The 23,959-nt window shown below is 69.8% G+C and carries 20 protein-coding genes; 12 read left to right on the top strand and 8 right to left on the bottom strand.

Translation table 11 applies throughout. The features are described 5' to 3' along the window. Positions 1–16: 16 nt before the first annotated feature. The 6 genes from QSK36_RS23960 to QSK36_RS23935 all read left to right on the top strand — a co-directional run bounded on the left by QSK36_RS23960 (position 17) and on the right by QSK36_RS23935 (position 9,981). Positions 17–388 carry a winged helix-turn-helix transcriptional regulator gene (locus tag QSK36_RS23960; protein WP_183535297.1) on the top strand — a complete coding sequence of 124 codons (372 nt, stop codon included), beginning with the start codon at positions 17–19 and terminating at the stop codon, positions 386–388. Positions 389–444: 56 nt separating this feature from the next. Next, entirely contained in the window at positions 445–1,191 is a 747-nt protein-coding gene (locus QSK36_RS23955; protein WP_285783935.1) for an oxygen-binding di-iron domain-containing protein, read from the top strand. Between the two features lie 314 nt (positions 1,192–1,505). Beyond that, a complete protein-coding gene (gene glgX / locus QSK36_RS23950) occupies positions 1,506–3,662 on the top strand; it encodes a glycogen debranching protein GlgX (protein ID WP_182901135.1) in 2,157 nt (718 codons plus the stop codon). Positions 3,663–3,831: 169 nt separating this feature from the next. Beyond that, the gene (gene treY / locus QSK36_RS23945; RefSeq protein ID WP_285783934.1) at positions 3,832–6,042 is read left to right on the top strand and encodes a malto-oligosyltrehalose synthase; all 2,211 of its coding nucleotides are present in this window, start codon (positions 3,832–3,834) and stop codon (positions 6,040–6,042) included. A 29-nt stretch (positions 6,043–6,071) separates the two neighbouring features. Continuing rightward, positions 6,072–7,769, top strand: coding sequence for a malto-oligosyltrehalose trehalohydrolase (treZ, locus tag QSK36_RS23940; protein ID WP_285783933.1), 1,698 nt, complete (start codon positions 6,072–6,074; stop codon positions 7,767–7,769). Between the two features lie 109 nt (positions 7,770–7,878). Next, a complete protein-coding gene (locus QSK36_RS23935; RefSeq protein WP_285783932.1) occupies positions 7,879–9,981 on the top strand; it encodes a GmrSD restriction endonuclease domain-containing protein in 2,103 nt (700 codons plus the stop codon). Here QSK36_RS23935 and QSK36_RS23930 read toward each other — a convergent pair. The 3 genes from QSK36_RS23930 to QSK36_RS23920 all read right to left on the bottom strand — a co-directional run bounded on the left by QSK36_RS23930 (position 9,973) and on the right by QSK36_RS23920 (position 13,073). Continuing rightward, on the bottom strand, positions 9,973–10,809 hold the full coding sequence (locus QSK36_RS23930) for an abortive infection family protein (RefSeq protein WP_285783931.1): 837 nt from the start codon (positions 10,807–10,809) through the stop codon (positions 9,973–9,975). The two genes, QSK36_RS23935 and QSK36_RS23930, sit on opposite strands and share 9 nt — an antisense overlap. A gap of 145 nt (positions 10,810–10,954) precedes the next feature. Continuing rightward, the gene (locus QSK36_RS23925) at positions 10,955–12,553 is read right to left on the bottom strand and encodes a GMC family oxidoreductase (RefSeq protein WP_183535302.1); all 1,599 of its coding nucleotides are present in this window, start codon (positions 12,551–12,553) and stop codon (positions 10,955–10,957) included. 40 nt (positions 12,554–12,593) lie between these two features. Continuing rightward, positions 12,594–13,073 (bottom strand): hypothetical protein, encoded by a 480-nt coding sequence (locus QSK36_RS23920; RefSeq protein WP_183535303.1) that lies wholly within the window; start codon positions 13,071–13,073, stop codon positions 12,594–12,596. A 146-nt stretch (positions 13,074–13,219) separates the two neighbouring features. Here QSK36_RS23920 and QSK36_RS23915 point away from each other — a divergent pair, with 146 nt between their 5' ends. Continuing rightward, positions 13,220–15,214, top strand: coding sequence for an N-6 DNA methylase (locus QSK36_RS23915; protein ID WP_285783930.1), 1,995 nt, complete (start codon positions 13,220–13,222; stop codon positions 15,212–15,214). An 11-nt stretch (positions 15,215–15,225) separates the two neighbouring features. Then, complete coding sequence (locus QSK36_RS23910; protein WP_285783929.1) at positions 15,226–15,582, top strand: nucleotide pyrophosphohydrolase; 357 nt, start codon at positions 15,226–15,228, stop codon at positions 15,580–15,582. A 147-nt stretch (positions 15,583–15,729) separates the two neighbouring features. Here QSK36_RS23910 and QSK36_RS23905 read toward each other — a convergent pair whose 3' ends face one another. Next, complete coding sequence (locus QSK36_RS23905; RefSeq protein WP_183535305.1) at positions 15,730–16,323, bottom strand: DUF3995 domain-containing protein; 594 nt, start codon at positions 16,321–16,323, stop codon at positions 15,730–15,732. Positions 16,324–16,591: 268 nt separating this feature from the next. Between QSK36_RS23905 and QSK36_RS23900 the strand changes: the two genes are divergently transcribed. Both QSK36_RS23900 and QSK36_RS23895 read left to right on the top strand, forming a co-directional pair. After that, positions 16,592–17,137, top strand: coding sequence for a DUF5753 domain-containing protein (locus tag QSK36_RS23900; RefSeq protein WP_183535306.1), 546 nt, complete (start codon positions 16,592–16,594; stop codon positions 17,135–17,137). Continuing rightward, a complete protein-coding gene (locus QSK36_RS23895; protein ID WP_183535308.1) occupies positions 17,128–17,355 on the top strand; it encodes a DUF397 domain-containing protein in 228 nt (75 codons plus the stop codon). The genes QSK36_RS23900 and QSK36_RS23895 overlap by 10 nt, the downstream gene beginning before the upstream one ends. A 139-nt stretch (positions 17,356–17,494) precedes the next feature. Here QSK36_RS23895 and QSK36_RS23890 read toward each other — a convergent pair whose 3' ends face one another. Together QSK36_RS23890 and QSK36_RS23885 are read right to left on the bottom strand one after the other, a co-directional pair. After that, positions 17,495–17,860 (bottom strand): nuclear transport factor 2 family protein, encoded by a 366-nt coding sequence (locus QSK36_RS23890; protein WP_183535310.1) that lies wholly within the window; start codon positions 17,858–17,860, stop codon positions 17,495–17,497. Between the two features lie 21 nt (positions 17,861–17,881). Then, positions 17,882–19,234, bottom strand: coding sequence for an MFS transporter (locus QSK36_RS23885; protein ID WP_285783928.1), 1,353 nt, complete (start codon positions 19,232–19,234; stop codon positions 17,882–17,884). Positions 19,235–19,326: 92 nt separating this feature from the next. On the opposite strand from QSK36_RS23885, the gene QSK36_RS23880 reads away from it, so the two are divergent. After that, positions 19,327–19,884 (top strand): TetR/AcrR family transcriptional regulator, encoded by a 558-nt coding sequence (locus QSK36_RS23880; RefSeq protein ID WP_285783927.1) that lies wholly within the window; start codon positions 19,327–19,329, stop codon positions 19,882–19,884. A 72-nt stretch (positions 19,885–19,956) separates the two neighbouring features. Here the strand turns inward: QSK36_RS23880 and QSK36_RS23875 are convergent, their stop codons facing one another. Together QSK36_RS23875 and QSK36_RS23870 are read right to left on the bottom strand one after the other, a co-directional pair. Further along, complete coding sequence (locus tag QSK36_RS23875; RefSeq protein WP_183535314.1) at positions 19,957–21,447, bottom strand: cellulose binding domain-containing protein; 1,491 nt, start codon at positions 21,445–21,447, stop codon at positions 19,957–19,959. A gap of 12 nt (positions 21,448–21,459) precedes the next feature. After that, positions 21,460–22,896 carry a cellulose binding domain-containing protein gene (locus tag QSK36_RS23870; protein ID WP_285783926.1) on the bottom strand — a complete coding sequence of 479 codons (1,437 nt, stop codon included), beginning with the start codon at positions 22,894–22,896 and terminating at the stop codon, positions 21,460–21,462. Positions 22,897–23,391: 495 nt separating this feature from the next. On the opposite strand from QSK36_RS23870, the gene QSK36_RS23865 reads away from it, so the two are divergent. Next, positions 23,392–23,862 (top strand): hypothetical protein, encoded by a 471-nt coding sequence (locus QSK36_RS23865; protein ID WP_183535318.1) that lies wholly within the window; start codon positions 23,392–23,394, stop codon positions 23,860–23,862. Positions 23,863–23,959 lie beyond the last annotated feature (97 nt).

Here is a 23,959-nt window from a genome sequence, read left to right as displayed (position 1 = left end):
GCGTAAGCTGACGGCCATGGAGGAGTTCGAGGAGCTCGTCGCCGACGTCTTCTCACGGAAGTGCACCTCGCGCACCGTGCTGGAGACCATCACCGGCCGATGGGCGATCCTGGCGCTTGCGGCCCTGCACGAAGGGCCCTACCGCTTCAACGCGCTGCGCCGTCGCGTGGACGGGGTGAGCGAGAAGATGCTGTCCCAGACGCTCCAGGCGCTGGAACGCGACGGCATGGTGCTGCGGGAGGCCGAGCACACGATCCCGCCCCGGGTCGAATACAGCCTCACCCCGCTCGGCCGTGAGGCCGCCGAGCGCCTGCTTCCCCTCCTCGCCTGGACGGAGGAGCGCATGCCCGAGGTCGTCGCCGCCCGGGAGTGCCACGAGGGACGCTGAACCCCGGCAAGCCCGCGCCAAGTTCGGAACAAGACCGTCCGCCGAGCCTGTGGGGCATGGACACACAGCCGACAGGTCCCTGGCGGATCGCGCCCGACGTGGTGCTCGTCCCGGTGATCGAACCCGTGGCGGCGGGGTACGCGCACATCGACTCGATGGTCATCACCGGACGCGAGCCGGTGATCGTGGACACCGGCGCGGCCGAGCACCGCGAGCGCTGGACCGAGGACGTCTTCGCGGTCGTGGAGCCGCGCGACGTGCGATGGATCTTCCTGAGCCACGACGACCCCGACCACGCGGGAAACCTGGAGGTCGCCCTGGAGATGTGCCCGGCCGCGACGCTGGTCACCGGCTCGCCCGCGCGTCCGGGGCGCGGCTTCGCGCCGCCGCCGGGCCGTACGCGCCGGATCGCCGACGACGAGTCGTTCGACGCGGGCGACCGGCGGCTGACCGCGGTGCGGCCCCCGCTCTACGACGCCCCGGCGACCCGGGGGCTGTACGACGACCGCAGCGGGGTCTACTGGGCGGCCGACTGCTTCGGGGCCGAGGTGCCGGTCGCGACCGCGGACGCGGGGGACCTCCCGCTGGAGGACTATCTGAAGGCGGTGCGCGCCTTCGGCGCGGGGCTCAGCCCCTGGCACCGCTGGCTCGACCCGCGGATCTTCGGGCGCCATGTCGACCGGCTCGCCGCCATGGAGATCATCGCGATCGCCTCGGCCCACGGGCCGACCGCGACCGGGGACCGCGTCGCCGGGGTGATCGGCGCTGTACGCGGTCTCGCCGGGGCGCCCGATCCCTGTTGAGTCACAGCCGGGCGACTGCGGTCCGTGACGGACGGGGCGGGCGCCCCGCGTCCGTTCGCGGCGAGTCGGTCCAGGTCACCGGTGCTTTGCTCGCTGATGGCCGGTTCACCCCGTTGCCATACACGCAGTTAACGTGGCGAGACTGTCGAAGCCTTTTCTGGGCAGGCACGATGTCTTGTGAACGACAGTCAGCACCACGATCTCGCACGCGGGGTTCCGGGAAGGGTACGGACCGTGGGCGAGTGCGACCATAGAGCCGGTGGGCTCCGGGACCTTCCCGGCATGACCGCCGAGCCGGAGGGCGAGGAGGTCCAGTGAGGGAGATCTGGCCGGGGGATTCCTATCCGCTCGGGGCGACGTACGACGGAGCGGGCACCAACTTCGCGCTCTTCTCCGAGGTGGCCGAGCGCGTAGAGCTGTGCCTGTTCGACGACGACGGCAACGAGGAGCGCGTCTCGCTGAGCGAGGTGGACGGCTTCGTCTGGCACTGCTACCTGCCCGGGGTGGGGCCGGGCCAGCGGTACGGCTACCGCGTCCACGGGCCCTACTCGCCCGCCGACGGCCTGCGCTGCAACCCCAACAAGCTGCTGCTCGACCCGTACGCCAAGGCGGTGGAGGGCTCGGTCAACTGGGACCAGGCGGTGTACGGCTACCGCTTCGGCGAGCCGGACAGCCGGGACGACAGCGACTCGGCGCCGTACGTGCCGAGGTCGATCGTCGTCAACCCGTTCTTCGGCTGGGGACACGACCGGCCGCCGGCCACGCCCTACCACGACACGGTGATCTACGAGGCGCACGTGCGCGGCCTCACGACAAGCCATCCGAAGATCCCCGAGCGGATCCGGGGCACGTACGCCGCCCTGGGCCACCCCGAGATCATCGACCACCTCACCTCGCTCGGCGTCACCGCGATCGAGCTCATGCCGGTCCACCAGTTCGTGACCGACCACATGCTGGAGAAGCGGGGGCTGTCCAACTACTGGGGCTACAACACGATCGGCTTCTTCGCGCCGCACAACGCGTACTCCAGCTCGGGGCAGCGCGGCGGGCAGGTGCTGGAGTTCAAGGCGATGGTGAAGGCCCTGCACGAGGCGGGCATCGAGGTGATCCTCGACGTCGTCTACAACCACACGGCGGAGGGCAACCACCTGGGCCCGACCCTGTCCATGCGCGGCATCGACAACGCCAACTACTACCGGCTGGTCGAGGACGACCGGCGCTACTACATGGACACCACCGGCACCGGCAACAGCCTGCTGATGCGCAGCCCGCACGCACTCCAGCTGATCATGGATTCGCTGCGCTACTGGGTGCGCGACATGCACGTGGACGGCTTCCGCTTCGACCTCGCGGCCTCCCTCGCCCGGGAGCTGCACGAGGTCGACCGGCTGAGCGCGTTCTTCGACCTCGTCCAGCAGGACCCGGTGCTGTCGCAGGTCAAGCTCATCGCCGAGCCGTGGGACGTCGGCCCCGGCGGCTACCAGGTCGGCAACTTCCCGGCCCGCTGGACCGAGTGGAACGGCCGCTACCGCGACACCATCCGCGACCTGTGGCGGGGCGAGCCCGCCGCGCTGCCGGAGTTCGCCAGCCGTCTCACCGGGTCGAGCGACCTCTACCAGGACGACAGCCGCCGCCCGGCCGCGTCGATCAACTTCGTCACCTGCCACGACGGCTTCACACTCCAGGACCTCGTGTCGTACAACGACAAGCACAACGAGGCCAACGGCGAGGACAACCGCGACGGCGCGGACGACAACCGCTCCTGGAACTGCGGGGTGGAGGGCCCGGCGACCGGTCCGGTCGCCCAGCTCCGCGAACGGCAGAAGCGCAACTTCCTGGCCACGCTGTTCCTGTCGCAGGGCGTGCCGATGCTGTCGCACGGCGACGAGATCGGCCGCACCCAGCAGGGCAACAACAACTCCTACTGCCAGGACAACGAGATCAGCTGGGTCGACTGGGGCACGATCCTGGAGGCCGGTGCGCGGGATGACGCGGGAACCAGGGAGAAGCGCCAGCTCCTCGACTTCACCCGGCGCCTGGCCCGGCTGCGCCGCGACCACCCGGTCTTCCGCCGCCGCCGCTTCTTCTACGGCCGGCCCGTACGCGGGTCGCACGACGAGCTGAGCGACATCGCCTGGCTCACGCCGTCCGGCACGGAGATGGCCGACGCCGACTGGACGAACGGCTACGCCAAGGCGCTGGCGGTGTTCCTGAACGGCGACGCCATCACCGAGCCCGACCGCCGCGGCCGGCGGATCAGCGACGACTCGTTCCTGCTGCTGTTCAACGCCCACCACGAGGTCATCAAGTTCACGATCCCCGACGACTACGGGGAGCTGTGGGCGACCGAGCTGGACACGGCGATGCCGGTGCTGAGCGAGTCGCGCGTGTGCCGGGCCGGCGAGGCCGTGCCCGTGAGCGGCCGGTCGGTGCGGGTGCTGCGCAGAGTCCGGCCCGTGCTGGGGTCCTGACCAGCACCGATGCGCGAATAGAGTGCGCTTCGGCGTTAGTCCGCGTCACACCGGGCAGGAGGGGAGCCGCGTTCTGCGCCCCTCCTGCCCGTCGCGGTGCTGGCAGGGGCGCGCCCGCGACGTGCACTATGAACACGACCTCCGGAAACGCGCTGCGAAAGGCGGTTCGGTGACTTCTACCTATCGGGTGCAGCTGACGCCCGACTTCGGATTCGCCCAGGCCGCGAGCCTCGTCGGATACCTCCGTGACCTGGGGGCAGGCCACCTCTACCTGTCGCCGATCCTCCAGGCCTGCAGGGAGTCCCAGCACGGGTACGACGTGACCGACCACGGCCGCGTACGCGAGGAGTTCGGCGGTGAGGAGGGCCTTCGGGCGCTGGCGGCCAAGGGCATGCCGCTGGTCTCCGACATCGTGCCCAACCACATGACCGTGCCGGTGCCGGAGTCGGACAACGCCCAGCTGTGGGCGGCGCTGCGGGACGGCCCGGGGTCGCCGGCCTCCCGGTGGTTCGACTTCCAGTGGCCGGTCACCCTGCCGCTGCTCGGCGACGACGCCGACGAGGCGCTGCGTGTGGACGACGGTGTGGACGGTCAGGTGCTGCGCTACCACGACCACGCGTTCCCGATCAGGCCCGGCACCGAGCACCTGCCGCTGCCGGAGCTGCTGGAGGCCCAGCACTACCGGCTGGCCCACTGGCGGGAGAGCCCCGGATATCGGCGGTTCTTCGACGTGTCGTCGCTGATGGGCCTGCGCGTGGAGGACCCCGAGATCTTCGAGGCCACCCACGCCGTGACCTTCCGCCTCATCGAGGAGGGGGTGCTCCACGGGCTGCGCGTCGACCACCCGGACGGCCTGGCCGACCCCCGCGGCTACCTCCGGCGGCTGCGCCCGCACGTGCCCGGTCCGCTGTGGGTGGAGAAGATCCTCATCGACGGCGAGCGACTGCCCGCCGACTGGCCGTGCGAAGGCACCACCGGATACGACGCGCTCAACATGATCACCCGGCTGTTCGTCGACCCGGCCGGCCGCGACGCGCTGATCGAGACGTTCGGCCGCCGCACCGGCGTACGCGACGACTACGAGACCGTGCGGCACGACTCCAAGAAGTACGTCATCGACCTGTTCTTCGGGGGAGAGGTCGACCGGCTGACCGACGATCTCGGCGATCCGGAGCTGCGCGAGGCCGTCGTGGAGCTGCTGGCCGCGATGCCCGTCTACCGGGCGTACGTGAACCCGGGCGAGCAGCCGCCCGCCGACTCCGAGGCGATCGTCCAGGAGGCGGCCGGGCGGGCGGCCACCAGGACCGACCCCGACATGGTGGCCAAGGCCGCCAACCTCGTCCTGTACGGCCCGCCCGAGGCGGTCACCCGCTTCCAGCAGACCTGCGGGCCGGTGATGGCCAAGGGCGTCGAGGACACCGCGCTCTACCGGTGGTATCCGCTGGCCTGCCTCAACGAGGTGGGCGGGGAGGCCGACAGGTTCGGGGTGTCGCCCGCCGAGTTCCACGAGTTCTGCGCCGGGCTGCCGCCGCGGACGATGACCACCCTGTCCACCCACGACACGAAGCGGTCGGAGGACGTGCGCGCCCGTCTCGCGGTGCTGTCGGAGCTGCCCGAGGAGTGGGCGATGGCCGTCGACTCCTGGGCGGCGGCCGTGTCGTTCGACCCCAAGCTCGACTACCTCGCCTGGCAGTCGCTGATGGCGGCCTGGCCGATCCCCCTCGACCGCTTCACCGACTACCTGCTCAAGGCGGCGCGCGAGGCCAAGACGTCGATCTCCTGGCTGAACCCCGACCCGGCGTACGAGGAGGGGATCAGGGACTTCGCCCGGCGGGCCATCGACGCCTGCGGCTACTCGGTCGCCTCGTTCACCGAGGTCGTGGACCGGTATGCCCGCGTCAACTCGCTGGGGCAGAAGGCCGTCCAGCTCCTCATGCCGGGCATCCCGGACGTCTACCAGGGCAACGAGATCACCGACTTCTCGCTGGTCGACCCGGACAACCGCCGGCCGGTGGACTTCGAGCGGCGCCGCCGGCTGCTGGCCGAGCCCGACGACAGCTGGGACGGCCAGAAGATCCGTGTCACCGCCGCCGCGCTCGGCCTGCGGCAGCGGCTCGACCCCGAGGCGCCGTACGCGCCGATCGAGGCGGGAGAGCACGCGGTCGCGTTCACGCGGGGCGCCCCCGGGCAGGGGACGGCCGCCGTCGTGGTCGCGACCCGGTTGCCCGTCGGGCTGGAGCGCAGGGGCGGATGGGGGAGTGACGCGATCACCCTGCCGCAGGGGCGCTGGCGCGACCTGCTCACCGGCGCCGAGCACGCGGGTGAGGTGCGGATGGCCGACCTGCTGTCCGCGTATCCGGTCGCGATTCTCGAAGGCTGACGGGCTTCGTCCGATAGGGGGATATGCGTATGTTCGAGGTGTGGGCGCCCGAGGCGGCGCGGGTCGAGGTCGAGCACGGGGGCGCCCGGCATGAGATGTCGCGGGGCGAGGGCGGCCGGTGGACCGCCCCCGGCGACGAGCACGACCTCGACTACGCCTTCTTCGTGGACGGCGACGGGCCGTTCCCCGACCCCCGGACGCGGCGGCAGCCGTACGGGGTGAACGGCCCGAGCCGCGTCTACCACCACGACAGGTTCGCCTGGACGGACCAGGACTGGCACGGCCGCGACCTGCGCGGCGGGGTGATCTACGAGCTGCACGTCGGCACGTTCTCGCCCGAAGGCACCTTCCGGGGAGTGGCCGACCGGCTCGACCACCTGGTCGGCCTCGGGGTCGACTTCGTCGAGATCATGCCGGTGCCGCCCGTGCCGGGAAAGCGCAACTGGGGCTACGACGGCGTGGACCTCTACGCGGTGTTCGAGGAGTACGGCGGGCCGGACGGCCTCAAGAGCCTGGTCGACGCCTGCCACCGGGCCGGTGTCGGCGTCATCCTCGACGTCGTCTACAACCACCTCGGTCCTTCGGGCAACTACCTGGCCAAGTTCGGGCCCTACTTCCACGACGCCAAGGGGTCCTACTGGGGCGACGCGGTCAACCTCGACGGGCCCGGCTCGGACGGGGTGCGGCGCTACTTCATCGAGAACGCCCTGCAGTGGCTGCGCGACTACCACATCGACGGGCTGCGCCTCGACGCCGTGCACGCCCTGCACGACAAGCGCGCCGTGCACCTTCTGGAGGAGCTGTCGGCCGAGGTCGACGCGCTGTCCGCCGCCGTGGGCCGCCCGCTGACGCTCATCGCCGAGTCGGACCTCAACGACCCCCGCATGGTCACCCCGCGCGAGGCCGGCGGACTCGGCATGCACGCGAGCTGGAACGACGACGTCCACCACGCCATCCACGCGAACGTCACGGGGGAGAACAACGCCTACTACGGCGACTTCGCCACCCTGTCGTCCCTGGCCAAGGTGCTGACATCCGGCTATTTCCACGACGGCACCTACTCGTCGTTCCGGGGGCGCTCGCATGGCCGACCGGCGACCGGGATTCCCGGCCACCGGTTCGTCTGCTGCGCCCAGAACCACGACCAGATCGGCAACCGGCCCGAAGGTGACCGCATGCGGCCGGAGCAGCTCCGCCTCGCCGCGGGGCTGCTGCTGACCTCGCCGTTCACCCCGATGCTGTTCATGGGCGAGGAGTGGGGGGCGACCACCCCGTTCTACTTCTTCACCGACCACTTCGAGCCGCACCTCGCGGAGGGCGAGGGCGAACGGCGCAGGAAGGAGTTCGAGGGCTTCGGCTACGACTGGAAGGCCCCCGAGCCTGGCGAGGAGACGACCTTCCTGCGCTCCAAGCTCGACTGGGAGGAGACGGCCAAGGACGAGCACGCCTCGCTGCTGGGCTGGTATCGCGACCTCATCGCGCTCCGCAAGTCTCATCCCGATCTCACCGATCCCCGCCTGGACCGGGTGCGGGCCGAGGTGGACGAGGACCGGCGCGTCGTGGTGATCGAACGCGGTGCGCTGCGGATCGCCGCCAACTTCGCCGAAGGCCCGGTGCCCGTACGGCTGGCCGCGTCGCGGCTCCTGCTCGCCTCCGACGAGTCCGCCCGCCTGGCCGACGACGTGCTCGAGTTGCCGGGCCGCTCCCTGGCCATCGCGGAGGTCTGAGGTTCCTGGGATACCAGGTTGCCTTGAATCCGACTGGTAAAGGAGAAGTATGCATTAGTCAAGTAGAGTCAATGATCACAGGCCTTCCGCGCTTCTGGAGCAGGTGATCATGGCAACGATGCTCTTCCGGGATGCCAGCTATCCCGTCAGCTACCTCGTCCAGTCCATCGACCAGGGGGACATCGCACTCCCCGACATTCAGCGGCCCTTCGTATGGCAAGCGACCAAGGTTCGATCACTGTTTGATTCGATGTACAAGGGGTTCCCGGTGGGTTTCTTGCTTTTCTGGGAAACCGACGCGGACCCCGGGGCGAGGCAAATCGGGACAGGAAGCTCGGCTCCTCGCTATCTCATAGTGGACGGGCAGCAGCGGCTCACCTCCCTGTACGCCGTCATGAAGGGGATGGAGGTACTACGCGAGGACTACAGCAGGACTCGGATCCGGATTGCCTTCCGCCCGCTTGACGAGTCATTCGCAGTGACAGACGCGGCTATTGAGAAGGACCCTGAGTACGTTCCGGACATTAGCGTCCTATGGACGTCGGGAAGCTTTCATCCGACCGTCCGCGAGTTCCTCACCCGGCTCGAAGCCAAGCGTGAGGTGGATCTGGAGGAGCGAGATCTCCTCACCGAGCGCCTCGGCCGGTTACGAGAGTTGAGCGGCTATACGTTCAAGGTCATGGAGCTGACTCGCGCAGTTGATGAGGAACGGGTCGCTGAGGTCTTCGTCCGCATCAACAGCGAGGGTGTGACGCTCAACCAGGCCGACTTCATTCTCACCCTGATGAGCGTTTTCTGGGAGAAGGGCCGCCGGGAGTTGGAGGACTTTAGTAGGCAGTCCAAGATTCCCGCCCTTGACACGGCCTCCCCCTTCAACTGGTATATACAGCCACAGCCTCCGCAGCTTCTCCGCGTCACTGTCGCGCTCGCGTTCCGGCGAGCGGTGCTCAGAAATGTGTACACGATCTTACGTGGCCGGGACCTGGAGACCGGAAATACTTCATTGCAGAGCAGAGAGATCCAGTTCGCGAAGCTTGAAAAAGCACAGCGGCACGTTCTCGAACTGACGAACTGGCACGAATTCCTGCTCTGCCTTGAGCGGGCAGGGTTCCGCAGCAGTAAGATGATTTCCAGTGACAATGCGATCCTCTTCGCCTACGCTATGTGGCTCTTCGGTAAGGTTCATTACCGCGTACCGGTTCGACGGCTCCGAGAATTGATCGCTAGGTGGTTCTTTATGGCGCACACCACGAGCCGTTACTCTGGTCCCTTTGAGAGCCAGGCCGAGCGTGACTTTGCGCTGCTGACCGGAGTCGCCGAGGGCGACGCGAACGGTTTCTGTGCGGTGCTGGACAAGACGATCGACGACACATTGACCAACGACTTCTGGACCATCAGGCTCCCCAACGACCTGGCCACGTCCGCGTCGAAATCGCCGGCGCTCATGGCCTACATCGCGGCCCTCAACATTCACGACGCCCCTGCGCTGCTGTCGCGGATCAGTGTCCGGGCCAGACTCGACCCGGCGGTTATGGCGAAGAAGGGCATAGAACGACACCACCTGTTCCCACGCAAGCACCTGCGCCAGAACCTCAAGGTGACCGACACCGGCAAGATCAATCAGATCGCCAACATGGCACTCGTGGAGTGGCACACGAACATTGCCATCTCGGATAAGGCGCCGTCGGCGTACTGGCCGGAGGAGATTACCGAGGCGGGTCTATCCGGAGCCGAACTGGCCCGGCAGTCCTACCTGCACGCACTCCCCGACGGCTGGACGGAGATGGACTATCCGGCGTTCCTCGCTGCTCGGCGCAGGTTGATGGCCCAGGTCGCACGGGACGCGTTCGCATTACTCGCCAATCCTTCGTACCAGCCCGAATATCCGGCGCCCGGCGACCCGGGCACCGCCCTCCAGCGCACGGAGATCTTCGGCGCGACTCTCTCGCATCTGATCGACGCCGGACTTCTCGATATCGGGGCCCGGCTGGTGGACTACAAGCGGGGAACGGAAACGACGGCGATCGTCACGTCAGAGGGAAAAATCGAGCTCGACGGGGAGGTTTTCGACAGCCCTTCAGGCGCCGCCGGTGCCGCGACCGGTGGGGGGAAGCTGAACGGCTGGGAGTTCTGGTACGCCGAGACGGAGAGCGGTCTGACGCTTCTCGCCGAGCTTCGTGAGGAGTTCGTCCGTCTGATGACCTCAGACTGAGTCCATGGCAGGCTCGCTCAGGGAGTCGAGCATGTAGGCGGACCAGGCGATGGCGGCGCGGACGGCGAGACGGCTGTCCTTGGCGGTGACGCCCGTGACAGCGGACGTGGGGCCGTGTCCATCCCCCACCTTGTTGCGGAGCGTCCCGACCCTGAGGGCAACGTCACGCAGTCCAGCCAGCATCTCGCGGACCACCGGGGAGCCTGCGGGATCGGCCTGGTCCGGATGCACGCCGAGCGCCGTCATCGCGTCGTTCACCAGGGTCGGCACATTCGGGCTTCCGTGGACGCGCCGTCCCCGCTGCAGAAGGATGGCCTTGGCGGTCGCCTCGATGAGGTTCTTGGCCTTGCCGATGGCCAGGCTCGGATCCTCGTCCAGCGACCGCTCAAGGCGGGCGAGCTCCACCCGGATCGCTGAGGCGTCGACGAGGACGTTCGACGCCGCAAGGCCCAGCGCCCGGATTGCCGCGATGGGGTCGCCGGTGGGATCGAGCGGGAATCCGTCAAAGGCCAGGCAGTGGCGGAGGCGGACGAGCCGACCTCGGTCCGCAGACGGCTGCGCCTCGTAGATCTCCGCGAACCGGGCCGTCGCCTGTAAGACGGCGCTCACCACCCCGACATCGGTGAGATCGAGAGAACGGAGAGTGTGCGACACATGGCTGGAGGTGCTGGGGACGATGACCGCGCCCTCGTGCCGCGTCACGGGCCTGCGCCTCAGCGTTATGCCCACCGCCGCGAGGACCCGTTCCGCGTCCGCGACCGACCCGGTGATGTCGGCGATCGCGCCGATGGAATCACTGCTGAGCAACGCGCGCTTGGTCTCCGTCACGATGAGTATCCTTCCGTATCTCCTGTCGCCCGGTCTTGCGGTTGTGATCAGTGAGTGCATAAGTGAGGACATCAGCCAGGAGCCGGGAACGGTCGGCCGAGCCGACGCCCCAGTCCTCACCGAATGAAGGCGCGGCGCTGAGCCGTCAGGCCGCGCCGCGGATGAGGTCCGCGGCGTGCCAGGCCATCGCCATGACGGGGCCGTTCAGGTTGCCGGAGATCATGGTGGGCAGCACCGAGCAGTCGACGATCCGCAGGTTGTCGAGGCCCCGCACGCGCAGCCGCGCGTCGACCACGTCGTCGTCGCCCGGGCCCATGGCGCAGGTGCCCATCGCGTGGTAGCCGCAGTAGCCGCCGCCCAGCGCCGCGTCGATGATCTCCTCGTCCGAGCCGACCCGGGGGCCGGGGAACGTCTCGGACGCCAGCCGTCCCGCGATCGGCTCCTGCGCGAAGTACTCGCGCATCCGGCGGAACAGGTCGACGCCGACGCGCCGGTCGTGCTCGGAGCCGAAGTAGTTGGGCTCGATACGGAGCGGCGCGCCGGGGTCGGCGGAGGTGATGGCCACGCTGCCCTCCGCGGTCGGGCGGAGGATCTCGGCGACGACCGAGACCCCGGGTTGCCGCTCGACCGTGACCGTCTCGCCCGCACGGTACGTCGCCACCGACCACGGCCCCATCAGCAGTTGGGCGTCCGGCCGGTCGAGTTCGGGCCGGGTCTTGAGGAAGGCGATCACGTCGTAGGCCGGCGCGGCGAGCGGGCCTCCGCGGTTCATCAGGTAGCGCAGCGCGGTGACGCCCTGCCGCAGCGGCGTGGACAGCATGCGGTTGTAGCCGAGGTCCTCCTTCAGCCGGAACTTCAGCGCCAGGCACCGGTGCTCGCGCATGCGGGCGCCGACCATCGGCCGGTCCAGCCGGACCTCCACACCGGCCGCCCGCAGCACCTCCGCGGGGCCGATGCCGGACGACTGCAGCAGCGTCGGCGTGCCCAGGCTGCCCAGGGACAGGACGACCTCCCGGCCCGCGCGGTATTCGACGGTGGCGCCGCCGGCGTCCCGGGCGGTGACCCCGACGACCTTGTCGCCGTCGAACAGCAGCCCGGTCACCGTCGTCCCGGTCACGACGGTGAGATTGCTCCGATGGCGTACGGGGTGCAGGAAGGCCCGGGCCGCGCTGAACCGCCGCCCGTCCTTGATGGTCGCCATCGCGTGGCCGACGCGTTCGTCGTCGGACTCGTTGACGTCCGGCATCGCGGCCAGGCCGAGCGCGGCGCCGGATGCGATCATCTCGTCGCAGAGGGGATCGGGGTCGCGCGGAGGGGACACGTGCAGCGGCCCGCCCGCCCCGCGGGTCGCCGTGGCGCCCAGGGCGTTGTCCTCCATCGCCCGGAAGACCGGCAGCATCGTGTCCCAGCCCCAGCCGGGGTTGCCGAGCCGTACGAGTTCGTCGTAGTCGGCGCGGTGGCCGCGGTTGTACACCATGCCGTTGATGGAGCTCGACCCGCCGAGAACCCGGCCGCGCGGCCATATCTCGGCCTGCCCGTCGGGACCGAACGGCTGCGTCCGGTAGTGCCAGACCTTCCGCGGATCGTCGAAGAGCTTTCCGAATCCCTTGGGCACGTGGTAGAGCGGGTGGCGGTCGGCGCCGCCCGCCTCGACGAGCAGGACGCGGACGTCCGGATCCTCCGACAGCCGGTTGGCCAGGACGCATCCGGCCGACCCGGCCCCGATCACCAAATAGTCGATCACGCCCTCATAGTGCCCACGCCGCTCCGGCGAGCGGTAGGCCTCAAGCGGCCTGGGGGACGGGCAGTTCGAAGGTGACGGTGTCGGGGACCGCGGTGTAGAGCCGCCAGCTCAGGCAGGTGCGCTGGGAGACGACGGTGACGTGCAGGCCGCAGCCCGCCAGCCAGAGGGCCAGGTCGGCGAAGTAGCCGTCGCCCGACCCGATCACCGCCCGCTCGAACCGCAGGTCCACCCGGGTCGTGCGGGCCGCCTCGTCGAGGGCGTGGTCGGCGCCGTCCGGTCCCGAACGGGCCAGCAACTGCACCCCGCGCAGCGCGATCCCCACGGAGACGAGCGCGTTGTGGTTGACCGCCACGATGAACTGGTCCAGCGGCCCGACCGGCACCGTGCGCTGGTAGGCGCTCATCACCTGCCGTACGTCGGGGGTGGTCGGAAGGGGGGATCCGGTCAGGTTCTCGATGTCCAGGAGATGGATCGCGCGGCCGCGGCGAAGTGACCTGAGGCGAGTGATGGGGGTGCTCACGATCCTTGCTCCCTTCCATGCCGACTTCTGGCGTCCATTAGAGCATGTGTTGACACAATCAACCAGTCTTTGGTGCGACGTTGCCCAGGTCCGAGCCATCGGATATGGTCCGGTCTGATCGAAGAACTGGCGGAAGGCGGAGCGTCGTGCGGCGAGACGTACACGTCACCGCGGCGGACATCGCCCGCTTGGCCGGCGTGGGGCGTGCGGCGGTCAGCAACTGGCGGCGCAGGCACGACGACTTTCCCGAGCCCGTCGGAGGCACGTCCACCAGCCCGGCGTTCTCACTCGCGGAGATCCGGGAGTGGCTGCGCGGCCACGGCGAGGGCAGGGACCTCCCTCCGGACGAGTGGCTCTGGCAGGACCTGCGGACCACCGTCGACGACGACGACCTCGCCGACCTGATCGCCGACCTCGGGGCCTTCCTGGTGTACGTGCGGCACGAGGCGGACGACTGGCGCCGGCTCTCGGCCGGGACCGACGAGGAGGTGGCGCGGGGACTTCCGGCCCGGGTGCGCGCGACGTGCGCGAAGACCGTGAGCGCGGAGGCGTTCCCCGAGTCCGTGCCGGTGACCAGGGTGCCGCTGGTCCGCTCCATCGCCCGGCTGGCCGTGGAACGCGGCGTCCGCGACACCTTCGAGTTCCTGCGTGAGCGGTACTTCGAGGTGCACACCCGGCGCGTCTACTCCACTCCCGCCGAGATCGTCACGCTCACGCTCGACCTCGTGGGCGGCGGGTTCGGCTCCGTGCTCGACCCGGCCTGCGGCTCGGGCCGCATCCTCGGCCGGGCGCTCGAGCGCTCGCCCGGGGCCCGGCTGCTCGGCCAGGACGCCGATCCGGTGGCCGCCCGGCTCACCGCCGTACGGCTCGCGCTGCGCTGCGACAACGCGCGGATCAGGCCGGGAGACTCCCTGCGCGCGGACGCCTTCCCCGGCGAGCTGGCGGACGCGGTGGTGTGCAACCCGCCGTTCAACGACCGCAACTGGGGCTACGAGGAGCTGACGGCCGACCCCCGGTGGGAGTACGGCCTGCCGCCGCGCGTGGAGCCCGAGCTGGCCTGGGTGCAGCACGCGCTCGCCCACCTGGCGCCGGGAGGAGTGGCCGTGCTCCTCATGCCCCCGGCCGTCGCCAGCCGCAGGTCGGGCCGCCGGATCAGGTCCCAGCTGCTGCGGCGCGGCGCGTTGCGCGCGGTCATCACGCTCCCGCAGGGCGCCGTGCCCAACGTGGCGGTCGGCCTGACGCTGTGGATCCTGCGCCAGCCGTCCGAGGGCGGCACGCCGAGCCATGTGCTGATGGTCGACACCTCCGGCAGGCCGGACGACTACGCCGGGGTGGCCGTCGCGGCATGGCGGGAGTTCGGCGCGGGGTGCGAGCTGGACGAGCCGGGCGTCAGCAGGTCGGTCCCGCTCGTCGATCTGCTCGACGAGGACGTGGACCTCACCCCCGCCCGCTACCTGTCCACGGCCGCCGACGACCTGTCACCGGAGCGGATCGCCGGAGCACGTTCGCGGCTCGCCGAGCTGTTCGGGACCGTCGCCGGGCTGCTGCCGTCCGTCGCGGCGGCACCACCGGACGAGCTCGCCCTCGTCCCGCTGCCCGAGCTGGTGCGGCGCGGCATGCTCGTCGTGGAGCAGCAGACGCCGGCCCGGCCGGGGGAGGAGCCTCCTCTGGGGAGGCCCGTGCTCACCGTCGAGGACGTGCTCGAAGACCGACCCGCGACGGGATCCTCCGAGCACGCCGGGGCGAGGCCGATCGTCACGCGGGCCGGCGACGTCGTGGTGCCGCAGGTCGTGACCGCCCCGGTCGCGCGGGTGCTGACGAAGGGCGACGCCCTGCTCGGTCCCTACCTGTCCCTGCTGCGGCCGGATCCCGAGGTGCTCGACCCCGACTTCCTCGCCGGTTTCCTCTGCGCGTCCGTCAACGTCCGCCACTACACCTCGATGTCCTCGCGCTATCGGGTGGACGTACGGCGTGCGGAGCTGCCGCTGCTGCCGATGGAGGAGCAACGCAGGTACGGCGCGGCGTTCCGGCGTCTGGCCGGTTTCCGGTCGGCCCTGCGCGAGGCGGCCGTGCTCGGCGATGACCTGGCCAGGCTGATGGCCGACGGCCTGACCCACGGCGCGGTACGGCCGCACGAGTAGGGTCGGGTGCCGTGAGCGGTGAACTGGAGCACCTGGCCGCCCGGCTGCGCGAGTTCGTACGCGTGCGGGACTGGGAGAAGTTCCACACGCCCAAGAACCTCGCGATGGCCCTCGCCGGAGAGGCGGGGGAACTGGTCGCCGAGTTCCAGTGGCTGACGGCCGAGGAGTCGCGCGACCTCGACGAGGACGCTCTGCGCAGGGTCCGGGCCGAGCTCGGGGACGTGACGTTGTATCTGGTCAGGCTGGCCGACGCGCTGGGCGTCGACCTCGCCGAGGCCGCGAACGCCAAGCTGGACGACAGCGAACGCCGGTACGATCCCGAGACCTATCGCGGTTCGGCCAGGAAGGCTCCTCCGCTGACCTCGTGACGTCCCTGGCGTCGCCCGGACGGCGACACGATGCCGGCCTCGGCTTCGAATGCCCACGTCAGTCTCGCACTCCACAGGCTCTCCTGCCGGACGACGCCTCACGGGCCGGTTCTTCTCATGGGACGCGACCACTGGGCCGTGGTAGGCCTACATCACGATGAAGGTGCCGATCACCCCGGTCGCGCTCAGCACGCCGAACACGGTCAGTACGGCGACCGCGATCCCGCCGCTCATCAGCCATCGACGCCGGGCCGTGCCCGTGCCCAGGCTGACCACCGCGAGCCAGCCCCACAGCAGCCCCTCCACCAGGAACCACGGTTCGTTGAACAGCAGATCCTGAAGATCGGCCGCGCGCCGGTCGATCGTCGCCCAGAACGGAAGGTCCATGTACAGCAGGCCGGCCAAGCTGAGCACCCGCTGGATGACATCGACCAGGGCGTGCATGACGCATCCCACCGCCACCGCCCAGCAGAGGGCCTGCAGGCCGCGCTGCCCGTACGGGTGCCGCCACAGCGGCAGCGTCGCCACCGGCAACACCGCGGCGATCAGCAGGATGACCGCCCCCACTGCGTTGATCAGCAACCACTGCGGGCGCGACACGGGCGTGCCGAACATGCCGACGGTTCCGCCCAGCGCGTAGTAAGCCCGATAAGCGCTGTAGAACAGGGCCCACGCACCCAGCACGATGCTGATCCTGGCTCTGTTCGCCGCCACCTCCCGCGCGTGCTCCACGACTGCCACATCTCCTCCGCATGCACTCAAGGCCGGACATCAGACTGCCGAACCGCCCCTGAGACACAGCTGAGAAGCCAACTGTCAGGGGGCCGCCCGCTTCCGGCATGGTCCTCTCTGGCTTGAGGACGTGCCGTGACGCGTTTTCAGCGAGTCGCTCATCAGCGGTATCGAGACCGGTCAGCTTCCGGCCAGTCCGGAGTTCGCGCAGTGCTGCGACGAGGTCCTGTCCACCGGAGGCGCGCTGCATCGCCTCCTGGACTGGCGCAAGGGCCAGGTGTTCCCCTCCTGGTTCGGTAAGTGGCGCGACAAGGAGCAGGTCGCCACCACGCTTCGGACCTACGAACCGCTCCTGATCCCCGGCCTCCTGCAGACCGAGGCGTATGCGCGAGTGGTGCTGCGCGACGACGACGCGGCGGTGGAGGGCCGCCTGCACCGGCAGCTCATCCTCACCCGTGAGGAGCCGCAGCCGCCGATCCTCCGATGTGTCATCGATGAGGCGGTCCTGTGCAGGCCCATCGGCGGATCGGAGGTAATGCGTGAACAACTCGCCCACCTGATCGCTACGGTCGGTCCGCGACTGAGCGTGCAGATCCTCCCGCATGGGATGCATTCAGGGTTGCTCGGAGGCTTTGTCATCGCGACGCTGGAGGGCGGAAGTGACGTCCTTTACGCGGAGACCGCCGTCCGAGGCATCACCACGAGTGACGTGGAGGATGTCGCGGCAGCGATCGAGCGTTTCGAGGCCATCCGGACCGAGGCGCTGCCGCTGACCATGTCCCTTGAACTCATCAGGAAGACGGCGGAGGAGAAATGGACCTGAAAACCGCCCGCTGGCGCAAGTCGCGCTTCTCAGGCGACAACGGTGGCAACTGTGTCGAGGTAGCGGAGGTCGATGGAGGACCTGATCACAAGAGCGGTCGGCTGATCGCCGTACGGGACTCGAAGGATCCCGACGGTCCCAAGCTGTTCTTCACCCCAGAGGAGTGGAAGGCGTTCCTCCTCGGCGTCCACGCCGGCGAGTTCGAGCCGACCCCCTGAGGTCGCATCGAGTTTCAACCGTGCCGATTCCGTGCGGGTCGCGCTGCCGGCCCTCCGCTTCTGGCCGCAGGCCGGCGAGTCCGGGCCGAGTCGCTGCCCGGCCCTCGCGTCGATTCGAACGCGAGGGCCGGGCGCGAGGTCAGCTCTCAATGAACTGGTGGTCGGTCCTGATCCGGCCGTCCTCGCCGAGCGTGAGGAAGTCGAATCCGACCGAGTCCACCTCGCCGGAGGCGGTCCGCGCCATCTCCCAGTTGAAGCGGACCGCTCCGTGGTGGCCGTTCGCGTTCTCCACGGCGCGGAAGACGTACCCGCCCGGCTCGACCCACTTGCCGTACGACGTGGCGATGCGCACCTCCAGCTCCGCGTGGCCGTGGGCCTCCATCGACGGGGTGTAGTGGGCGGCGTCGGGAGCGAACAGCGCGGCGATCATCTCGCGGCGTACGGCGGTGTCGGGCTCGTTCCACACGGCGACGTAGCGGCGGGCCAGGTCGTTGAGGTCGTTCATGGTTCTCCTTGCGAATGACGGTCAGGCTGCGGCCCTGGCACGCGGGAGCCACTGGACGAGAGCGGCGATGGCCAGGGTGATGACGATGAGGTAGACGAGCCCGTGCTGGAACGCCACGGCGACGCCGCCGGACAGGGCGCTGTAGAAGACGATGCCGATGATGCCGACGCCCAGCGCGCCGCCTATCTGCTGGGCGGTGGTGAGGGCGCCCGCGGCGCCGCCGGCGTGGTGCGGGGCGACCCTCGACAGGACGGTGCCCATGATGGGCGACAGCACGAGCCCCATGCCGGCCCCGTCGACGGCCAGCACGGGCACCAGCCAGCCGATCGGCGCGTTCCCCGCGACCGCGACCAGTAGGACGGCCAGGCTGACCGCCCTGGTCAGGCCGCCGATCGCGATGATCTGGCGGCCGAAGCGCGCGGCCAGGCGCGGCGCCAGCAGCGACGCCGCGAGGTAGCCCGCGCCGATCGGCGTGAAGACCAGACCGGCGTGCAGGGCGTCCAGGCCCCGGCCCTCCTGGGAGTACATCGCGAAGATCAAGAAGTACGCCGCCATGCCCATCGAGAACGCGAGGTTGGTGAGCAGCCCCGCCGTGACGGCGCGCTCGCGGAACAGGGCGAGGTCGATGAGCGGTGAGTCGTGCCGTCGCCGGGCGTAGGCCAGCAGCAGTGCGACGGCCAGGGCGAACGACACCCAGGTCCACACCGGCCACCCCTGCTCACGGCCCTCGATCAGCGGCAGCAGCGTGGCCGCCAGCGCGAGCGTGACCAGGGCGGCCCCGCCGAGGTCGAGCCGTACGGCACCGGCCGCCCGGCTCTCCGGGATCACCCGCCAGGTCGCCGCGAGAGCGGCGGCGCCGATCGGCAGGTTGATCAGGAAGCAGGCCCGCCAGCCGAGCCCGAACAGGTCGGCCTGGATGAGCAGGCCCCCGGCCAGCTGGCCGAACACCGCCGCAAGCCCCATGGTCAGCGCGTACGCGTTGACGGCTCTGGCCTGGGCGGCGCCGCTGTAGGCGGTGCGGATGATGGCGAGCACCTGTGGGGCGAGGACGGCGGCCGCGGCCCCCTGGACGACTCGGGCGGCCACCAGCGAACCCGCGTCGGGGGCCAGCCCGCAGGCGACCGACGCGAGCGTGAACAGGGCGAGGCCGAGGGCGAACATCCGGCGCCGGCCGAACACGTCGCCGAGGCGTCCGCCCAGGACCAGCCCCGAGCCGTACGCCAGGGCGTATCCGGCGACCACCCATTCGATCGCGGCCGGCCCGGCGTGCAGGTCCCGCTGCGTGGTGGGGATCGCCACGTTGACGATGAAGAAGTCGAGGATGGCGACGAAGACGCCGGTCAGCACGGTGGGGAGGGTCCACGCGCGGGCCATCGGCACTCCCAAGATAGATAGAACGATCGGTATATGCCGCCCAATTAGATAGACCGATTGATCTATTGTCAAGCGCGTGCCAGAATCGTCATGTGACGACGAGACCCGGCCCCCGCGAGCGGCTGCTCGACGCCGCCAGGGAGCTCACCTACAGCCAGGGCGTTCAGGTGGGCGTCGACGCGATCCTCAAGCAGGCCGATGTCGCGAGACGCTCGCTCTACCAGCACTTCGGCGGCAAGGACGGCCTCGTGGCCGAGGTGCTGCGCAGCGACGGCGGACTGGACCGCTACCGCCGTGTCATCGACGAGGGCGGGGACGACCCGCGCGAGCGGGTGCTGGCCGTGTTCGACGAGCTCGACGCCATCACCTCGCAGCCCTCGTTCCGGGGGTGCCGTTACACCGCGGCCGAGCTCACGCTCACCGACCCCGGACATCCGGCGCACGCGGAGGTGCGGGCCTTCAAGGAGGGACTGCACCGGCTGATGGCGGCGGAGCTGACCCGCCACGGGCACCCCGCTCCCGACGCGGGCGCCGACCAGCTCCTCGTGCTCATCGACGGCGTGCTGGCCCACGCCGTCACCCGGCCCGGCGCCCGTCCCGCCCTGGCCGCGCGGGCGCTCGCGGAGGCAGTCCTCGCGGCACGGGCCTGACGGCGCGGCCTGACCGCCCGCTGCCCCGGCTCCCTGGCCGGGCGCCGCCGCCGCGGCCCGGGCCGGTCGCGGTCAGCGGACGGCGCAGGGCATGCCGTTGAGGGCGAAGGCGGTCGGCTCGCCGTTCGCGCCGGACTGGCTGGCGATGAAGCCGAACGCCGCCGTGCCGCCGGCCGGGATGGCGGCGTTCCAGCCGGCGTCGGTCACGGTCACGGTGCTGCCGCTTTGACTGTAGGCGCCGTTCCACGCCTGGCTGATCTGCTGCCCATTGGGGAAGGACCAGGTCAGCCTCCAGCCGCCGATCGCCGCGCTGCCGGTGTTTCCGATCGTCACATCGCCCTGGAAGCCGCCCTGCCATTGGTTGGTGACGCTGTAGGCCACCGTGCAACTTCCCGCCGTAGTCGGTGTCGGCGTGGGGGTGGGACTCGGACTGGGCGACGGAGTCGGCGACGGACTGGACGACGGACTCGGTGACGGACTCGGTGACGGACTCGGTGACGGGCTGGGTGACGGCGAGGGGGACCCGCCGAGCTTGGCGGAGATGATCGGGGCCAGGCGGTCGGCGATCGCTTGATGACCGGCGTCGTTGGGATGCACGGAGTCGCTGAGGTCCGCGCTGGTCAGCCATCCCTCGGTGTTGACGTAGTACACGTTGGCGTCGCCGCCGTCGTTGAGGGTCTTGACCGCGGCCTGGGTCTGGGCGGCGAACCGCTTGCTGAAGGTCTCGAGCGCGAAGATGGCTGCCTTGGGGTATTTCGCCCGCACCTGCCGGAGAAGGTTGGTGTAGGAGGTCTGGAATTCCGGTGTGTGAACCCCATGGCCGGAGTCGTTGGTGCCCAGGTTGATCACCACGGCGTCGGCGGTGTAGCGGGAGAAGTCCCAGTCGGGGGTGGGCGTGTTGGGGTCGAGCTTGACGAACTGCTTCTCCAAACCGACACAGCCGTCGGCGGTGGCGACCAGACAGGCGCCTCCCTGGGCGATCTGGGTGTGCCGCGCGCTCAACCGCTCTCCGATGAGCCAGCCGTACGCGGTGAGCGCGTTCTTCGAAGTCGTCGTACCCACGGTGATCGAGTCACCGACGAACTCGATGAGTTTGCGCGGAACCGGCGGGGCGACCGTACCGGCGCCGGGATCGAGGACGAGCCCCCGGAAGACGGCGTCGCCGTGATAGGACCCTGCCACGACTCGGTAGGACACGCGCAGGGTGTGGGTGCCGGCCCGCAGCGGGGTCGGGGTCAGGTTCACCGTGCCGCTGACGTTCGTGTAGTAGGTGTACGGCCCTCCGTCGATGCTGGCGTACAGGTCGATGGTGTTGCGCTGCTTGAGCTTGACGGTGGTGCCGGTGAAGCCGGTGGTGACGTAGGCGCCGGCCCAGTGCGGCGTGTACGCGGTGGGGTCGGTGGTGTCCCACCGCCCGGTGAAGGAGATGTTGGGATCGGTCGGCGAGCCGTCGCCGGTGGCGGCATGTGCACGGTGAGGCAGTGTGATCGAGATCGCGGCGAGGGCCGCGGCCAGTGTGGCGGCGAGCGAGGAGCGAAGCGCCCCTCTCGTGGGGTAGGGCACGGACGGCCTCCGCTAGGGGACGGAAACACCGATCTTGGGTGCGATGACGGGGGCGAGACGGTTGGCGATCTTGATGTGTCCGGCGTCGCTGGGGTGCCCGTCGCCGTCGGCGTAATCGGCGCCCGGGGTCAGCCAGCCCTCGGTGTCGATGTAGTAGACGTTGGCGTCGCCGGAGGCGTTGCGAGCCGCCACCGCCGCCTTGGTCTCGGCGACGTAGCGCTGCTTGAACGTCTCCATCGCGAACAGGGCCGCTTTCGGGTACTTCGCTCGGATGGCACTCAGAAAGGAGGTGTAGGCCGCTTGGAAGGCGGAGCCGGTGACGTGATGGCCGATGTCGTTGGTGCCGAGGTTGATCACGACGGCGTCGGCGGTGTAGCGGGAGAAGTCCCAGTCCGTGGTGCCCGTGCTCCCGAGCTTGAAATACTGCGTGCTCTGCCCGACACACCCCTCCTGCGCGACCAGGCAGTAGCCGGCGCGGGCGATCTGGGTGTGCCGGACGTGGAGCCTCTCGCCCAGGACCCAGCCGTACGCGGACAGCGCGAGCTTCGAATCGAGGTATCCGGCGGTGATGGAGTCGCCGACGAACTCGATGAGCTTGGTGGACGGGGGCGGGTCCGCGGTGGTCGCCCCCGGATCGAGCACCAGCCCCTGGAAGATCGTGTCCCCTGAGCGGTAGGACACGCGCAGCGTGTGCGTGCCGGTGGGCAGCGGGGTCGGGGTCAGGTTCACGGTGCCCCTGACGCCGGCGTAGAACACGTCGGCGCCCCCGTCGATGCTGACGTACATGTTGACGGCGTCCCGCTGTTTGATCTTCACCGTGGTCCCGGTGAACGCGGTCACGAAGTAGGCGCCCGTCCAGTTCGGCACGTACCCGGTGCTCGATCCGGTGTCCCACCGCCCGACGTAGGTGATGCGGGGGTCGGCCGGGCTGCCGTCGCCGCCGCGCGGGGTCGGCGTGGGGGTGGGGCTCGGTGTCCGGCTCGCGGAAGGGCTCGCGGATGGGCTCGCAGAGGGGCTGGTGGCTGGGCTCGGCGTGGAGGTCGCAGAGCCCGTGCAGGGGGTGCCGTTGAGCGTGAACGACGAGGGCAGGGGGTTGGCGGAGTTGTTCCAGGAGCCGTTGAAGCCGAACGCGGCGGAGCCGCCGGTGGCGAGGGTCGCGTTGTATCCGGCGTCGGCCGCGGTGACCTGGGCCCCGCTCTGCGTGACGGTGGCGTTCCACGCCTGGGTGACCGTCTGACCCGCGGTGAAGGACCACGCCAGCTTCCAGCCGGAGACGGGGTCGCCGAGGTTCGTCACGGTGACGGCGGTGGTGAACCCGCCGGACCACTGCGACGTGACGGTGTAGTCGACTCGGCAACCGGCGGCGGCCGCCCCGGCCACGGCCTGGTGGGACACCGTGCCGATCACTCCGGTGAGGGCGGCCACGGAGCACGCGACGACCGTGCGCATGCGGGCGCGCGCACGCGAGCCGTGCGTCCGGATTCCGCTTCGGACCTGCGTGCGCTGTGTCGCCTGGCGATGGCTGCTTCCTCTGCCGAGCATTCGACCTCCGTCATGTGCGCGTTAACAGGAGCAGCCGCGAAGACCGCCGTCAGTGTGGCCCCACATGCGAGAGCGGCATGTTCGCATTGGTCGTGCGCCGCCGGACGAAGCGTCAACGGTCGACGCGGGCAGGGTCAAGCCTTCGGTGGAAGAGCCGCGCCCTTCGCCTCTTCAGGGGCCGATGAGGGCGTTCCGGGCTGAATGTTTCAGCCGCCGGACCTGCGAGCGACCGGGTGATGCTCCGTCAGGCCCTCCTGCGGCCTGGCGGCGAGCCGAATGGCGGCTACGCGCGATCCGTCTTGCCCAAATTGACTGTTTCGGTCATCTTTTGGTTGATGATCCGCAAGGATGATCGCCAGGACGCCGCCCGGACGGAGGGCGGCGGTTGGGAAAGGACAACGTATGCGCAGGTCCGCGAGTACGGTCGTCGTCGCAGCGGCGCTGGCCGTCGGAGGGCTCGTCGCCAACCCGGCATACGCGATCTCCGCCGGCTACACCCCCGAGGGGGTGTGCGGCTCCGGCTTCGGCCGGGTGACTCACGACGGCAGCCGGGCGGTGAAGACCCCTTCGGGGCAGGTCTTCGGGCGCGTCTACCTGCTCTACAACCGCTCGACGGGACAGAACTGCGTCGTCACCATCAAGTCGGCGTACGTCGGCACGCCCACCAGGACCTCCGCCCAGCTCATGGTGCGGCTGCCCAACGGGAGGACGGTCGAGAAGATCGACCACCTGAAGAAGTACAAGTACTACGCCGGTCCGGTGAAGCTGAACGCCAAGGGCAAGTGCGTGAAGTACTACGGCACGGTCGCCGACACGCGCGTCGACGGAGAGATCGCGAGCGGTGGCCGCCTGACCTGGGGCAACTGCAAGTGACCCCGGACGTCCCCACCACGGCCCGGTAGGGCCGGACACAGGGGCCGCCCGGCCGGCGCCGGGCGGCGCCTCCGGCCGACAGCCGTCGTACGGCGAC

Origin of the sequence: Microbispora sp. NBRC 16548, from assembly GCF_030268985.1 — a bacterium.
GTDB classification, from domain to species: Bacteria; Actinomycetota; Actinomycetes; order Streptosporangiales; family Streptosporangiaceae; genus Microbispora; species Microbispora catharanthi.
This window is presented reverse-complemented; position numbering and strand designations above follow the sequence as displayed.